This window comes from Candidatus Pelagibacter sp. PS_28, assembly GCF_059417885.1.
Genome location: NZ_CM182070.1, coordinates 1127064 through 1142447 on the forward strand (window position 1 = coordinate 1127064; position 15384 = coordinate 1142447).

The window sequence follows — 15384 nt, forward strand, 5'->3', positions numbered from 1 at the left end:
ACTATAATTTGGTCAAGACTATATTGCTGATTATAAAAAACAGATTAAACAATGTCATACGCAATAATACAAACAGGTGGAAAACAGTACAAAGTTAAAGCTGGTGAAATCCTTAAAATTGAAAGATTAGAGGATTCTAAACCTGAAACTAAAATCGAATTTAAAGAAATCCTAGCTTATGGAGATGATAAAACTATTGAAGTTGGTTCTCCAGTAGTTGAAGGTGCAAAAGTTGAAGCCGACCTTGTAGAAAATGGTAAAAATAGAACTATTTTAATATTTAAAAAAAGAAGAAGACAGAATTCAAGAAGAAAAAATGGTCATAGGCAACAGTATTCATTAATTAGAATTAGCAAAATTTTTTCAAAAGATGGTAAAGTTTTATCAGAAGCTGAGAAAATGGTAAAACCAACTAAAAAAGTTGAAAAAGTTGAGACTGAAGTAGCAAGCAAATAAATTAGGTAAATTATGGCAACAAAAAAAGCAGGTGGATCATCGAGAAACGGACGAGATAGTGCCGGTCGTAGACTTGGCGTTAAAAAGTATGGTGGTGAAGTAGTAATTCCTGGAAACATAATTGTAAGACAAAGAGGTACAAAAATTTTTCCTGGTGAAAACGTGGGGATGGGTAAAGATCATTCAATTTTTTCTGTTGTTGAAGGAAAAGTTGTTTTTAAAAAGGGTAAATCAGATAGAACATTCGTTTCAGTAAAGCCCAATTAGTAGTACAACTAAAAAACTAAGAGTTGTATTATGAAGTTTCTAGATCAAGTTAAAATTTATGTAAAAGCAGGCAATGGAGGACATGGATCTCCTAGCTTCCGTAGGGAAAAATTTATTGAATACGGCGGACCTGATGGTGGCGATGGAGGTAAAGGTGGCACCATATATCTTAGGTCAGAAAGAAATTTAAATACTCTTATCGATTATAGATTTCAACAACACCATAAAGCAGGAAGAGGAGTAAATGGTTCTGGACAAAATCGTACAGGTCACAGTGGAGAAGATTTAATTTTAAAAGTTCCAATAGGTACGCAAGTTTTTGAAGAAGATAATAAAACCTTAATTTATGATTTTAAAAAAGAAGGTGAAGAATTTATTGTAGCTAATGGTGGTAAAGGTGGTCTAGGAAATACTCGATTTAAAAGTTCCACTAATAGAGCTCCCAAAAAATTTACTAAAGGTGCACCTGGTGAAGAGTATGTAATCTGGCTTCAGTTAAAAACTATTGCTGATGTTGGTATTGTTGGACTACCTAATGCAGGTAAATCAAGCTTACTAGCTTCCATTACAAATGCGATGCCTAAAATTGCTAACTATAAATTTACAACATTAAATCCAAATCTTGGTGTTGCAAGTTATGATGATAAAGAAATAACTCTAGCTGATATTCCTGGATTGGTTGAAGGTGCGCACGAGGGTGTAGGTCTTGGTATTCAATTTTTAAAACACATAGAAAGATGCAAAACTTTAATGCATTTAATAGATATTACTGATGAGGACCTTGAAAATACGTATAAACAAGTTCGAAATGAGTTGGGGAGTTACAGTAAAGATTTACTAGGAAAAAAAGAAATAATTGTATTAAATAAGACAGACTTATTAGAAGAAGAAGAAGTGAAAGAAATTTTAAAAAATTTTTCTAAAAATAAAGATTCTGAGGTGGTTACACTCTCAACATTAGAAAAAGGCTCAATATCTAAAATTAAAGCTAAATTGCTCTCCTATGTATCTTAAAGATTCTAAAATAATTGTAATTAAGATTGGTTCATCCTTGTTAATAGATGACAAAAAAAAAGTAAGGAGAAAATGGCTCACTGAATTTGCTAAAGATATTCAGGAATTAATAAAACAGAATAAAAAAGTTATTATTGTAAGCTCCGGAGCAATAGCAATGGGTTGCAAAAAACTAAATATTAGCAAAAAAAACCTTAAGATTGATAAAAGTCAGGCTGTTGCTTCTATTGGGCAAATTGAACTAATGAATTTATTTTCAGAAACATTTGTTAAATTAAAAATTAATATTTCCCAAATTCTTCTCACTCTAGAAGATACGGAACAAAGAAGAAGAGCCCTTAATGCAAAAAGAACTTTTGACAATTTATTTAAACTAGACTTTGTACCAATAGTAAATGAAAATGATACTATCGCTACTTCAGAGATTAAGTATGGTGATAATGACAGATTAGCATCTCGTGTTGCGCAAATATCAGGTGCAGACTCCCTTATTTTGCTTTCTGATGTAGATGGTCTTTATACACATAATCCAAAAATATATAAAAATGCAAAATTAATAAAAGAAATAAGAAATATAGATAAAGATATAGAAAAAATAGCGACCAAAAGTATTAGTGAGCATGGAACGGGTGGCATGAAAACTAAAATAGATGCTGCTAAAATCTGTCAATTATCAGGATGCCAGATGGTAATAGCAAATGGCTTAATAAAACGACCTATTAAAAAAATAACTGAAGAGAATAAATGTACATGGTTTTTACCTAGGGTTTCAAAATTAGATGCTAGAAAAAAATGGATTATCAGCTCTGTTTCACCTAAAGGTGCGCTGATTATTGATGATGGTGCAAAACAAGCACTTTCAAATGGTAAAAGTTTATTAGCAGCAGGAATAAAAAAAGTATCTGGGCGATTTAGTAAAGGAGATCATATTAAAGTTTTAGATAAAAATAATTACGAATGTGCAAGAGGACTTAGCTCTTTTTCATCTAATGAAATAGAAAAAATAATGGGTCACCACTCAAAAGAAATAGAAAAATTACTAGGATATATTTCCAAATCAGAAGTAATTCATAAAGATGATATAGTAGAGGTATAGAATGAGCAGATATATGAGATTAATAGGTCAAAATGCAAGAAAGGCATTACTTGATAAAGTTAATTCAAAAACTAAAAATAAAGTTTTAAAAAAATATGCTTTCTTATTAGGCAAAGAAAAAAAATCTATATTTAAAGCTAATCAAAAAGATATTCAATTTGCTCTAAACAAGGGCCTAAAAAGCAATCTGATAGAAAGATTAACTATTGATGAAAAAAAGTTAATAGGCATAAAAAATTCTATAAATAAAATTGCTAAATTGAAAGATCCTGTTGATACTACTTTAGAAAAATGGAGCAGACCAAATGGTTTAACAATTAGCAGAGTGTCTATACCTATTGGTGTTATAGGTGTTGTTTATGAAAGCAGACCCAACGTTACAGCTGATGTTGCAAGTTTATGCTTTAAATCTGGAAATGCTGTAATTTTAAAGGGTGGCTCTGAAGCTATAAATACTAATAAAATTTTAGCAAAACTATTTCGAAAGTCGCTTAAGGAAACTAGAGTGAATGAAAACTTTATTCAATTTATAGACTCTAAAGACAGAAAAATGGTCGACTTTATGCTTTCAAAAATGAAAGATTATATTGATGTAATAATACCTCGTGGTGGAAAAAATTTAGTAAAAAGAGTTCAGCAATTTTCTAACGTCCCTATTATCGGTCACTTGGAAGGTCTTTGTCATACTTTTATTGATAAGGATGCCAATCTAAAGATGGCTACAAACATTACCTATAATGCGAAGCTAAGAAACACTAGTATTTGTGGTGCTACTGAAACAATTTTGATGCATGAAAAAATTGTTAAGAAATTCTGTAACCCAATTTTAAAAAAGTTAGAAGAAAATAATTGCAAAATTTATGGAGATAGTTTTTTGAAAAAATATTATAAGGGAAAGATTTATCCAGCAAAAGAAAAGGATTGGTCTACTGAATATTTATCTTCAACAGTGTCTGTAAAAACAGTTAAAGATTGTAACGACGCTATTAGCCATATTAATAAATATGGGACTATGCACACTGACTCTATCATTACTAAAAATAAAAAAACTGCAAATAAATTCTTAAAAAATGTTAAAAGTTCAATAGCAATGCATAACACATCTACTCAATTTGCTGATGGTGGTGAATTTGGTTTTGGTGGTGAGGTTGGCATTTCAACAAATACTTTACCTCCACGAGGACCTGTTGGATTATGGCAGCTCGTTTCATACAAATACGAAATTATTAGTAATGGTAAAACCAGAAAATAACTTAAAACAAAAAAAGACAAAAATTGGAATCTTGGGGGGAACTTTTGATCCTGCTCACAAAGGTCATTTAGAAATCTCTAAACAAGCTAAAAAAATATTAGAATTAAAAAATATTATATGGGCAATTACTAAACAAAACCCATTTAAAAATACAAGTAAAACAGATCTAAAAAATAGAATAAAATTTGCAAAAAAAGTCATTGGTAAAAATAATTTTATTAAAGTAAAGTTTTATGAGGAAAAAGTTCTCTCCAATAAAACAATTGATCTCATCAATTACTTAAATAAAGATAAAAAATTTGAGATCTATTTTATTATGGGTGCTGACAATCTAATCAATTTTCATAAATGGTATAAATGGAAATCCATTATAAAAAAATGTAATCTTCTTGTGTTTGATCGACAGGGATATAAAGCTAAATCTCTAAAGTCTGTGACCTATAACGGTGTAAATAAAAATAGATTATCTTTTATTAATTTTAAAAAAGTTAATATTTCATCTTCTCAATTAAGAAAAATTTGATAAGGTTAAATAAATTAATGGAAAAAAACATAGACCTTAAAGATTTAATCCTAAAAACCCTAGATTCTAATAAAGCCCTAGATATTATTTCAATAGATCTTAAAAATAAAAGTTCAATGGCTGACTATATGATTATAGCAAGCGGAACTTCTTCTAGACACATTCAAGCTTTATCTGAAATGGTGTTAGAAAAATTAAAGACCAATGGAATAAAAAATTCTAAAATTGAAGGAAAAGAAAGTGGTGATTGGAAATTAGTTGATGGTATAGATTTGATTGTTCATATATTTCATCCCGATAAAAGAAAATTTTATGAATTAGAAAAAATATGGTCAGAAATCATTCCTAAAGAAAAAGTGATGATATGATTTTGACTAAAAGATTTTTTCTTTTTTTTATAATACTATTATTTACTTTTCAAAAAAGTTTTTCTGAAAACACCGACTTATATAAAAAAATTGATTTGTTTGGTGAGGTTCTTGAGAAAATTAGCAAAGAATACGTTGATGAAGTTGATCAATCAAAAAGTATGGACTCAGCCATAAATGGTTTATTGCAATCTCTTGATCCCTATTCTGCATATATGACACCTGAAAGTTTTGAGGGTATGCAAACTGAAACTAGTGGAGAGTTTGGTGGGCTTGGTATTGAAGTTGGCATGGAAGCAGGTGTTGTAAAAGTAATATCACCAATAGATAATACTCCAGCATCAAAAGCAGGATTAAAAGCTGGTGATTATATTGTAAAAATTAATAATACCCAGGTCCAAGGCAAAACATTAATGCAAGCAGTAGACTTAATGAGGGGACCTGTTGGATCAAGTATTGAAATAACAGTTAGAAGAAGAGGTGTAAAAAAAGCATTAATTTTTAATATAACGAGAGAAGTTATTCAGGTTCAGTCTGTAAAATCTGAACTTATAGATAATAACATTGGCTATATAAAATTAACTTCCTTTAACGAAAATAGCAGTGAACAAATTAAAAATAAAATTAATAAATTAAATAAAAAAAAAGATCTAAAGGGTTATATCTTAGATTTAAGAAATAACCCAGGTGGCTTGCTTTCTCAGGCAATTAAAATTTCAGACTTTTTTTTAGAAAATGGTGAGATTGTATCAACAAGAAGTCGACAAGCTTCAGAGAATAGAAAATGGTTTGCTAAAAAAGGTGATCTAACAAATGGTAAAACACTAATTATACTTATTAACTATGGATCAGCTTCAGCATCGGAAATAGTAGCTGGTGCATTAAAAGATCATAAAAGAGCTATTATACTTGGAGAAAATAGTTATGGAAAAGGTTCTGTGCAATCAATAATCCCTTTGAAAAATAGAGGTGCTATTAGATTAACAATTGCAAAATATTATCTCCCTTCAGGAAAATCTATTTCTGAAGTAGGTGTAACACCCGATATAGAAGTTGCAGAAGGTTCGGATGATTTTAAATTTAACTCTGAAACTGATAATCAATTGAATTTTGCAATAAAACTATTCAACGGATAAATGCCAGATAGTAAAGTGAATTTACCTCTTAGAAGCGGGGTTGGAATTGTTGTCCTGAACAAAGATAATAAAGTTTTTGTTGCAAAAAGGATTGATAATCAAAAAAATTTTTGGCAGATGCCCCAAGGTGGTGTTGATAAGGGTGAGGACTATTTAACTGCTGCTTACAGAGAGCTAGAAGAAGAAACTAGTATAAAAAATGTTGAACTAATCAAAGAATGTGATGGATTAATCTCTTATGAATTACCAAAAAACTTACTAGGTATAATTTGGAAAGGTAAATATAGAGGTCAGGAACAAAAGTGGTTTATAATGAGATTTTTAGGACAAGATAATGAGATTGATATTAAAACTAAACACCCTGAATTTTGTGAATGGAAATGGATTGATCTAGAAAATATAACTGACCTAGTTGTAGACTTTAAACTACATGTGTACAAAGATGTTAAAGAAAAAGTAAAAGAAATTCTTAATTAAGAGTTTTTAGCACATCAATTTTTTGATCAACCAAGTATTTATTTTGATCTGTAATGTTACTATTTTTTGAATTTTCTTCTGCTTGAACAAGTAGTTCACTAATTTTATCTTTATCAATATCTTTAATATTAAAAATAGAACTTGTCAGAACTGATAAATTATTATTCTTAAATTCAACAATTCCATCCTCAACATAGTAATTATCCTCACCTGATTTAGAAAAGATTTTAATAATCCCCGGCTTTAGAAATGAAATAATTGAGATATGGTCCTTTAAAATCCCCATTTCTCCCTCAAAAGCAGGTACAACAACTTCTGTTACATCTTCTTTTGAAAGAAAAGATTTTTCTGGGTTTACAATTTCTATTTTGAACTCTTCACTCATTATGCAGCAGCATCTTTCGCCATTTTTTCTGCTTTTTCTACAGCTTCTTCAATTGTGCCCACCATATAAAATGCAGCTTCTGGTAAATGATCATACTCACCATTACATATTGCAGCAAAACCTTTAATTGTAGACTCTAAATCTACTAATTTTCCTGGAGAACCAGTAAAGACTTCAGCAACAAAGAAAGGTTGTGATAAAAATCTTTGTATTTTACGCGCTCTAGCTACTGTTAATTTATCTTCTTCAGATAATTCATCCATTCCTAAAATCGCAATAATATCTTGCAGAGATTTGTAAGTTTGAAGAATTTTTTGCACTTCTCTTGCAACTCTGTAATGCTCATCACCAACTATTCTAGGGTCTAAAATTCTAGAAGTAGAGTCTAGAGGATCAACTGCTGGATAAATTCCAATTTCAGCTATCTGTCTCGATAATACAGTTGTTGCATCTAAGTGAGCAAAAGATGTAGCAGGTGCCGGGTCAGTTAAATCATCTGCTGGTACATAAATCGCTTGTACAGATGTAATAGAACCCTTGTTAGTAGTCGTAATTCTTTCTTGAAGATTACCCATGTCAGTTGCAAGTGTAGGCTGATATCCCACTGCTGAAGGAATTCTTCCTAATAGTGCAGAAACTTCTGAACCTGCTTGAGTAAATCTAAAAATGTTATCAACGAAGAATAATACGTCTTGTCCTTCTTGATCTCTAAAATATTCAGCCACAGTTAAACCTGTTAAGGCAACTCTTGCTCTAGCCCCTGGGGGTTCATTCATTTGACCATACACTAATGCAGCTTTTGATCCTGGACCTTCTGGCTTAATAACGCCTGAATCTATCATTTCGTGATAAAGGTCATTTCCTTCTCTAGTTCTTTCTCCAACACCAGCAAACACAGAAAATCCACCATGAGCTTTTGCTACGTTGTTAATTAATTCCATAATAAGTACTGTCTTACCAACACCCGCACCTCCAAATAAACCAATTTTTCCTCCTTTGGCGTATGGTGCTAATAGATCAACTACTTTAATTCCTGTAACTAGAATTTCTGTCTCTGTTGACTGATCACTAAATTCAGGTGCAGCTCTATGAATTGGCCATTTTTCTTTTGTTTTAACTTCACCCTTTTCATCGATGGGTTCACCTATTACATTTATAATTCTTCCTAAAGTTTCCGGACCAACTGGAACTTGTATAGGAGCACCTGTTGCGGTTACTTCGTCTCCTCTTTTTAATCCTTCAGTAGCATCCATTGCAATTGTTCTAACACTTGACTCACCAAGGTGCTGAGCAACTTCTAAAACTAATCTGTTGTCTCCATTTTTACATTCTAATGCTGATAAAATTTCTGGTAATTCTCCATCAAATTTTACGTCTACTACTGCTCCAATGATCTGTGTGATTTTTCCTTTGCTCATAATTATAAACTTTCCGCTCCTGATATGATTTCAATTAGTTCTTTTGTAATAGCTGCTTGACGACTTCTATTATACTCAATAGTTAGCTTGTCAACCATTTCACCTGCGTTACGGGTTGCATTGTCCATTGCACTCATTCTTGAGCCCTGTTCGCTAGCTGAATTTTCTAACATCGCTTTAAAAATCTGAGTAGATATGTTTTTAGGCAATAAGTTGCTTAAAATTTCATCTTCGTCTGGTTCAAATTCATAATTATCCTCAGAAGAATTTTCTTCTGCTTCAGATGTTTTTAAAGGAATTATTTGTTGTTCTTGAGGTATCTGAGTGATTACATTTTTAAATTTATTATAAAAAATTGTACACACATCAAATTCTTCTTTTTCAAAGTTTTCAATTATCATTTTTCCGACTTTTTCAGCATCTAGATAGTTGATAGTTTTTGAATCTTTAAAAGATATTCTCTCTACGATATCATCTTTATAAACTCTTTTTAATTGATCATACCCTTTAGATCCAACGGTTATAATTTTTAAAGTTTTTCCCTCATCAGATATTTTTTGAAAATATGTTTTGGCTTTTTTAATAATATTTGTATTAAAACCACCACATAGACCACGATCAGATGTTAACACAATACATAAATGCACTTTATCTTCTCCTGTTCCTGAAAGAAGCTTAGGAGCATTTTCCTTATCAGAAATGCCACTAGATAAATTAAGAATAATGTTATTCATTTTTTCAGAATAAGGTCTTCCCTTTTCAGCATTTTCTTGTGCTCTTCTAAGCTTAGCGGCCGCAACCATTTTCATGGCTTTGGTAATTTTTTGTGTAGACTTTACACTCGCTATTCTTTTTTTTAAGTCGTCTAGTGTTGCCATATTTTAAGAATTAAAGTTCTTCTTAAGTTCCATGATAGTATCAACTAATGATTTTTCAGTATCTTCTTCAAGCTTACCTGAGCTTAAAACAGATTCTAAAATTTCTGGTTTTTCAGATTTACATTTTTCAATAATCTTAGATTCGAACTCAGCAATATCTTTAAGTTCTACATCATCCAAATAACCTTTAACTCCACAGAAAACTGAAATTACTTGCTCAGCAACTGTCATAGGAGAATATTGTTTTTGTTTTAAAAGTTCAGTTAGTTTTGAACCTCTATTTAAAAGTTTTTGTGTTGATGCATCTAAATCAGATCCAAATTGTGCAAAGGCAGCCATCTCCCTATATTGAGCAAGCTCCAGCTTCATTGAACCAGAAACTTTTTTCATTGCTTTTGTTTGTGCTGCAGATCCAACTCTAGAAACTGATAGACCTACGTTAATCGCTGGTCTAATTCCTTGGTTAAATAATTCTGTTTCAAGAAATATTTGACCATCTGTAATTGAAATAACGTTAGTTGGAATAAAAGCAGATACGTCTCCACCTTGCGTTTCAATTATAGGAAGAGCAGTTAACGAACCTCCACCATGCTCATCACTAAGCTTGGCTGCTCTCTCAAGTAATCTGCTGTGTAAATAAAATACATCTCCCGGATAAGCTTCTCTTCCTGGAGGTCTTCTTAATAAAAGTGACATTTGTCTATAAGCTACAGCCTGTTTAGATAAATCGTCATAAATGATTAATGCATGCATACCATTATCTCTATAGTATTCACCCATAGTACAGCCTGTATATGGTGCTAAAAACTGAAGCGGCGCTGCATCTGAAGCAGTAGCAGCAACAATTGTTGTATATTCCATTGCACCAGCTTCTTCTAAGGTTTTTTGAATTTGTCTAACGGTAGATCTTTTTTGACCTATAGCAACATAGATACAATAAAGTTTTTGCTTCTCATCACCAGATTCATTTATTTTTTTCTGGTTAATGATCGCATCGATAGCAACTGCAGTTTTTCCAGTTTGTCTATCCCCAATAATTAATTCACGCTGTCCTCTTCCAACTGGAACTAGACTGTCAATTGATTTTAAGCCTGTTTGCATTGGTTCACTAACAGATTGTCTTGGAATAATTCCAGGAGCTTTTACTTCAACTCTACTTCTTTTAGTTGCTTTATCTAAAGCACCTTTGCCATCGATTGGATTTCCTAATCCATCAACAACTCTTCCTAATAATTCTTTTCCAACAGGTGTATCAACAATACTTCCTGTTCTTTTAACAACGTCACCTTCTTTAATTTTTCTATCGTCTCCAAAAATTACAACTCCAACATTTTCACTTTCTAAGTTTAGAGCCATTCCTTTTGATCCATCAGAAAATTCTACCATCTCTCCAGCTTGAACATTGTCTAATCCGTACACTCTAGCAATACCATCTCCTACTGACAGAACTTGACCAACCTCAGTCACTTCTGCTTTATCGCCAAATTTTTTAATTTGCTCTTTTAATATCTTTGTTACTTCTGATGGGTTTATATCCATTTATGCCTCTATCATCCTATTTTCGATTTGTTGTAATTTATTTTTAATGGAAGTGTCCACCATTGTGCTTCCGACTTGCACAATCAAACCCCCAATTAAACTTGCATCATGTTTGTAGTTTAATTTTATTTTTGAACTAAAGTTTTTAGTCAATTCTTCTTTTATATTGTTAATTTCACTTTCAGTAAGATCTTTTGCAGAAGTTAATTCTGCTTTTAATTCACCTCTTTTGACCGAACATGTCTCAACAAAGCTTTTTAGAATTTTATCCACATAAAAGAATCTTCTTTTGGATATTAAGAAACTTAAAAATTTAGTTAATAATTCATTTAATTTATATTGTTCTGAAATTTTACTTAAAGCACTCAATTGGTCTTCTTTGTTATTCGTTGGATCCTTGATTAAAGATTTAAAATCTTCACTTGAAGTAATTAAATTAATAATTGAAGCAGAATGAACCTCAATCTCACTTAAATTATTAGCTTCTATGGCTAATTCATAAAGTGCCAGGGAATATCTACCTGCTGATGTTTCAGAAAAACCTTTATTTTTGCTCAATTTATTGTTCCTTATAAATATTAGAAGATTTATTAAAATTTTGTTTTAATTAACATATGACTCCTAGCTCTTCAAGTCACACATTGTCTAAAAGTCTTGTTTTTTCTTTGTTAATTGAAGTTTATTGGGTCAACATCAACCGTTAGTTTCATTCCAGCTGGAAATTTGAATTTTTCAATGACTTTTGAAAGGGAATTTTGAACTTTTAAAGATTTTCGACCCCTAATCAAAAGTCTTACTCTAAATCTTCTTTTTAATCTAAATATAGGTGCATTTACAGGACCAAGCACTCTACCATCAACAGCACTTTCTATAAAACTTTTAAATTTATAAGCCTCTTTTTCAAGTTCTCTTTCATTATTACCAGTAATTATTAAGGCAATAAATCTTTGAAACGGTGGAAGGTTATTTTCCCTTCTAATTTCAAGTTCTTTATCTAAAAAAATATCAGGATCTTTATTGGTAATGTCTGTTATCATTTTGGTATCTAAATTATAAGTTTGAAAATAAACAGTTGCTGGCTTTCCTGTTCTTCCTGCTCTACCTGAAAGTTGATGATATAATTGTAAATTCTTTTCAGCACCTCTTAGGTCGTGACCTTGTGATGATAAATCGATATCAACAACAACAATACAATTTAAACTTGGAAAGTGAAATCCTTTAGAAATTAATTGAGTTCCAATTAAAATTTGAATTTTATTATCTATAATCTTTTCTAAAACATCTGCTGAACTTTTTTTATTCATTGTATCGCTAGAAAATATAGTTGTTTCCTTGGTGGGAAAAATTTTTTTTACTTCTTCTGATATCCTTTCAACTCCAGGCCCACTAAAAATAAAATCACATTTTCCTTCTTTTGAGCAGTCCCTATTTAGTAAAGCTTTGTATCCACAGTAATGACATAATAAATTTTGTTTGTTTTTGTGATAAACCAAATTTATTGAACAATTTGGACATGAATAACTAGTAAAACATTTTTTACATAATACATGAGGTGAAAATCCTCTTCTATTTAAAAAAAATAATACTTGATCTTTTTTTTCAAGATGAAATTTTACTTTCTCAATTGTTTCTTTAGATATCCAGGATTGTGATTCTAACTTTGAATTATTAAGATTAATTATTTCATATTTTGGTAAAGATGCATTTAAATATCTTTGATCAAGTTTTGATAAACTATATTTGCCTTTTTTAATATTGTCATATGTTTCAATAGAGGGGACAGCTGTTATTAAATTGATTGGAATATTTTCAAAGGATGCCCTAGAAATTGCCATATCTCTTGCATTATAAGTTACTCCCTCATCTTGCTTATAAGATTGATCATGTTCTTCATCAACAATGATTAATCCTAGTTTTTTAAAAGGTAAAAATAATGAAGATCGAGCACCAATTACAACTTTAATTTTATCATTTGCTATTCCACTCCAAATAATTTCTTTGTTTTTTTTTGTAATTCCTGAGTGCCACACAGCAGGCTTGAAACCAAAAAATTCTATAAATTTATTTTGAAATTGTCCTGTTAATCCGATTTCTGGTAATAGAATTAAACCCTGAAAACCCTTATTAATTATCTCTTTTAAAGCCTCAAAATAGACCATTGTTTTACCTGAGCCTGTAGTGCCTTGTAAAACATGAACTCTAAATTTTTGATTTAATACATTCATTTTTTTTAATGAATCTTTTTGCTCTTTAGAAAGTTTTATTTCATTTTCTTTGATGTCTATTTTGAATTGCTCATAAGCTTCAATTGGTAACTTTTCTATGGCGCCACTACTTAATAATAACAATTTTAATGCCATGCCTTTAGGAGTCATATTGTATTCAGAAAACCAATTTAAGAATTTAATTGTATTTTTCTTTAAGGGTGGAACATCTAATTTTCCTAAAACCTTTTTAATAGCAAAATTTTTGTTTGTTTTTTTTTCAAAATCATCCCATACAACTCCAGTCACCTCTGACTTGCCAAAAGGCACTACCACATAGTCTCCAACCTTTAAATTTAAATCTGAATTATAGGTAAATGGATGATTAAAAATATTTGGTATAAGAATCGGTACTTTCATATTTTTATAATATGAAAATACTTTAAGAGTGTATTGTTCTTTTTTGAACCACTCTACTTCTATTGATAAACATAACTTCTAAAGGCACTATTTGTTTTTTACTTTCTGTACCAAGAATAGAACCTAAATTATAAAACTAATTCACTATTTAGTTAACAATCCCAATACATTTGAAATCTATTTGAAATACAAATCTTGGTCAATATGTTTCTAAAGCATCAATAATTATATCAAAAAATTAGATACAAGGCAGAATATTTAGATGAACTTTTACTTTATTTTTCTAGAGAGAGTTTATTTATAAAAATTTAAAAGTTTATTTTTTAGGGTTACAAGCAACCTATAGACCTTTGAGCTATAATAGTCTTTATGATTAAAATATACGAATTCCTCAGATCCGGGAAATTTAGTATCAATTATTTGATCTTCTAATAAATTTAAATATTTTATTGGCTCAACATAATATGTTCTTAAAAATAGGTTTGTTAAATAATTAGGATTCCATCTAAATTTATAAAATCCACCATATTTGTTGACTTCATTAATAAACTTATACCAATTATCTTCTTTAAATACTTTCATATTATATATTTCCATGCAGCCGGCTGAATAATTTAATTGGTGTAAAATATTCTCATCATCATTAATAACAGCATTAGCTAATTGTTTATCTTTCGGAGTGATATTATTTGATATTATGTAGTTTTTATAAAATTCCCACAAATTTTCAATACAAGCTAGGTTAGTTTTATTTTTTTTCATTTTTGATGTAAAGCCAGTAACTAAAGAATAGTTATTTAAAGATTCAAATAAATCAAATTTAATTTCTTTTTTGTAATAAATATCGTCATCAAAAAACATTAAGTTGTCAAAATCTTCTAATTTTTTAGATATACAACCTTCACCACCATAATTACTTACGTTTGCCAAGAACTTGCACATATGTAGAAAGCCTATTCTTTTTTTTGAAAAAGCTTTTTTTACATACTCATGGTATGTTCTGTTATAGTACAATTCTTTTTCAGCTATATACGATGGGATTTTTGGAAAGATTTCAATAAATTCTATAGTTGAGTCTATTTCTTTATTAATTTTTTCTTTAAGCTCAGAGCTAATTAAGTCACCAAATGTATGAATATAAATTGGATATTGAAAATTATTATTCCAATTCTTATAAAATAGGCTCAAAGTTTTATAAATTATATTGGTTCTTGCTACTAAAATGATGATTGCACTTTTTGATTTAATTGAAGTCATATTTATAATTAATTATATCATGAATAAAATTGTTTTTACAAATGGATTAATAATTCCGTTAATTAAATTTAATTTTTTAATTTGAGGAAGTGTCAACCATATAAAATTTTTTTTTTTAATCTTTGAGTAGTCTTTTTTTTCTAAAAAAATTAAATAGTTTTTGTTTGGCTTTCTCCAAAATCTTGCACCTTCTTCATAATGCATTGTTTTGCCAATTATATTTTTACTGTTTAAAACAAATTCAGATAAGTCTGTTTTTTTCCCCCCGTGTGCTAAGTTCATATTAGATTGCGTTGCAGAAAATGAAGGACATAATTTTAACCTGCCATTTCCATCGCCGGGCTCTCTTCTAGCGTTAAGTAAAAATTCAATCTTACCATCTATTTCTCTAACTAAAATTGCTAAAATTCCACCATGTTTTTGAAAAAGAAGTGGTTGGTCCCAATTTTTAACCTCTCTATTTTTAGCGTTTTCTGTTTTAACACCCTGCAATGAAAAAAATTGTTTACTTTTGTGAAAGACGTTGCCATTTGGTAAAACTTTCCAATCTTTTAAATTATTTATTGGCACTTTTCTAACTTTAGTTTTGTCTTCTTTTGCTCTTTTTTTAAACCAAATTAATATTTTTTTTATATCATGATCTTTATCTTCATTATTAAATAAAAGTTTTTTTCTTAGTTGTTTTAAATTCATT

General features: G+C 30.0%; 17 protein-coding genes. 9 read left to right on the plus strand and 8 right to left on the minus strand.

Annotated elements, in window-relative coordinates:
* The first annotated feature begins 51 nt into the window (after window positions 1–51).
* From rplU to AC5SMR_RS06145, 9 genes are read left to right on the plus strand one after another with little or no spacing between them, the layout of a single operon-like run.
* The gene (gene rplU / locus AC5SMR_RS06105; RefSeq protein WP_006997690.1) at window positions 52–456 is read left to right on the plus strand and encodes a 50S ribosomal protein L21; all 405 of its coding nucleotides are present in this window, start codon (window positions 52–54) and stop codon (window positions 454–456) included.
* Between the two features lie 12 nt (window positions 457–468).
* On the plus strand, window positions 469–723 hold the full coding sequence (rpmA, locus tag AC5SMR_RS06110; RefSeq protein WP_006997689.1) for a 50S ribosomal protein L27: 255 nt from the start codon (window positions 469–471) through the stop codon (window positions 721–723).
* 30 nt (window positions 724–753) lie between these two features.
* Window positions 754–1737: an Obg family GTPase CgtA gene (cgtA, locus tag AC5SMR_RS06115; RefSeq protein ID WP_494576686.1), complete on the plus strand. Its 984-nt coding sequence runs from the start codon at window positions 754–756 to the stop codon at window positions 1735–1737.
* Complete coding sequence (gene proB / locus AC5SMR_RS06120) at window positions 1727–2833, plus strand: glutamate 5-kinase (RefSeq protein ID WP_494576688.1); 1107 nt, start codon at window positions 1727–1729, stop codon at window positions 2831–2833. Before cgtA ends, proB begins: the two co-directional genes overlap by 11 nt.
* A 1-nt stretch (window position 2834) precedes the next feature.
* The gene (locus tag AC5SMR_RS06125) at window positions 2835–4085 is read left to right on the plus strand and encodes a glutamate-5-semialdehyde dehydrogenase (RefSeq protein ID WP_494576690.1); all 1251 of its coding nucleotides are present in this window, start codon (window positions 2835–2837) and stop codon (window positions 4083–4085) included.
* A complete protein-coding gene (gene nadD, locus AC5SMR_RS06130; RefSeq protein WP_494576692.1) occupies window positions 4066–4608 on the plus strand; it encodes a nicotinate (nicotinamide) nucleotide adenylyltransferase in 543 nt (180 codons plus the stop codon). The genes AC5SMR_RS06125 and nadD overlap by 20 nt, the downstream gene beginning before the upstream one ends.
* 17 nt (window positions 4609–4625) lie before the next feature.
* Window positions 4626–4976, plus strand: coding sequence for a ribosome silencing factor (gene rsfS, locus AC5SMR_RS06135; RefSeq protein ID WP_006997684.1), 351 nt, complete (start codon window positions 4626–4628; stop codon window positions 4974–4976).
* Window positions 4973–6112: a S41 family peptidase gene (locus AC5SMR_RS06140; RefSeq protein ID WP_494576694.1), complete on the plus strand. Its 1140-nt coding sequence runs from the start codon at window positions 4973–4975 to the stop codon at window positions 6110–6112. The genes rsfS and AC5SMR_RS06140 overlap by 4 nt, the downstream gene beginning before the upstream one ends.
* A complete protein-coding gene (locus AC5SMR_RS06145) occupies window positions 6113–6589 on the plus strand; it encodes an RNA pyrophosphohydrolase (RefSeq protein ID WP_020168880.1) in 477 nt (158 codons plus the stop codon). It begins immediately after the preceding gene.
* Here the strand turns inward: AC5SMR_RS06145 and atpC are convergent.
* From atpC to AC5SMR_RS06185, 8 genes are all read right to left on the minus strand, one after another.
* Entirely contained in the window at window positions 6582–6974 is a 393-nt protein-coding gene (atpC, locus tag AC5SMR_RS06150; protein ID WP_494576696.1) for an ATP synthase F1 subunit epsilon, read from the minus strand. The genes AC5SMR_RS06145 and atpC overlap by 8 nt on opposite strands.
* On the minus strand, window positions 6974–8392 hold the full coding sequence (gene atpD, locus AC5SMR_RS06155) for a F0F1 ATP synthase subunit beta (protein WP_006997680.1): 1419 nt from the start codon (window positions 8390–8392) through the stop codon (window positions 6974–6976). The genes atpC and atpD overlap by 1 nt, the downstream gene beginning before the upstream one ends.
* 2 nt (window positions 8393–8394) lie before the next feature.
* A complete protein-coding gene (locus tag AC5SMR_RS06160) occupies window positions 8395–9270 on the minus strand; it encodes a F0F1 ATP synthase subunit gamma (protein WP_271579986.1) in 876 nt (291 codons plus the stop codon).
* A gap of 3 nt (window positions 9271–9273) precedes the next feature.
* A complete protein-coding gene (gene atpA, locus AC5SMR_RS06165) occupies window positions 9274–10809 on the minus strand; it encodes a F0F1 ATP synthase subunit alpha (RefSeq protein ID WP_006997678.1) in 1536 nt (511 codons plus the stop codon).
* A complete protein-coding gene (gene atpH / locus AC5SMR_RS06170; protein ID WP_494576698.1) occupies window positions 10810–11367 on the minus strand; it encodes an ATP synthase F1 subunit delta in 558 nt (185 codons plus the stop codon).
* A 110-nt stretch (window positions 11368–11477) separates the two neighbouring features.
* Window positions 11478–13433 carry a replication restart helicase PriA gene (priA, locus tag AC5SMR_RS06175; protein ID WP_494576700.1) on the minus strand — a complete coding sequence of 652 codons (1956 nt, stop codon included), beginning with the start codon at window positions 13431–13433 and terminating at the stop codon, window positions 11478–11480.
* A 294-nt stretch (window positions 13434–13727) separates the two neighbouring features.
* Window positions 13728–14690 carry a glycosyltransferase family 15 protein gene (locus AC5SMR_RS06180; protein ID WP_494576702.1) on the minus strand — a complete coding sequence of 321 codons (963 nt, stop codon included), beginning with the start codon at window positions 14688–14690 and terminating at the stop codon, window positions 13728–13730.
* 12 nt (window positions 14691–14702) lie between these two features.
* Entirely contained in the window at window positions 14703–15383 is a 681-nt protein-coding gene (locus AC5SMR_RS06185; protein ID WP_494576704.1) for an NDP-hexose 2,3-dehydratase family protein, read from the minus strand.
* Between the last annotated feature and the right edge of the window lies 1 nt (window position 15384).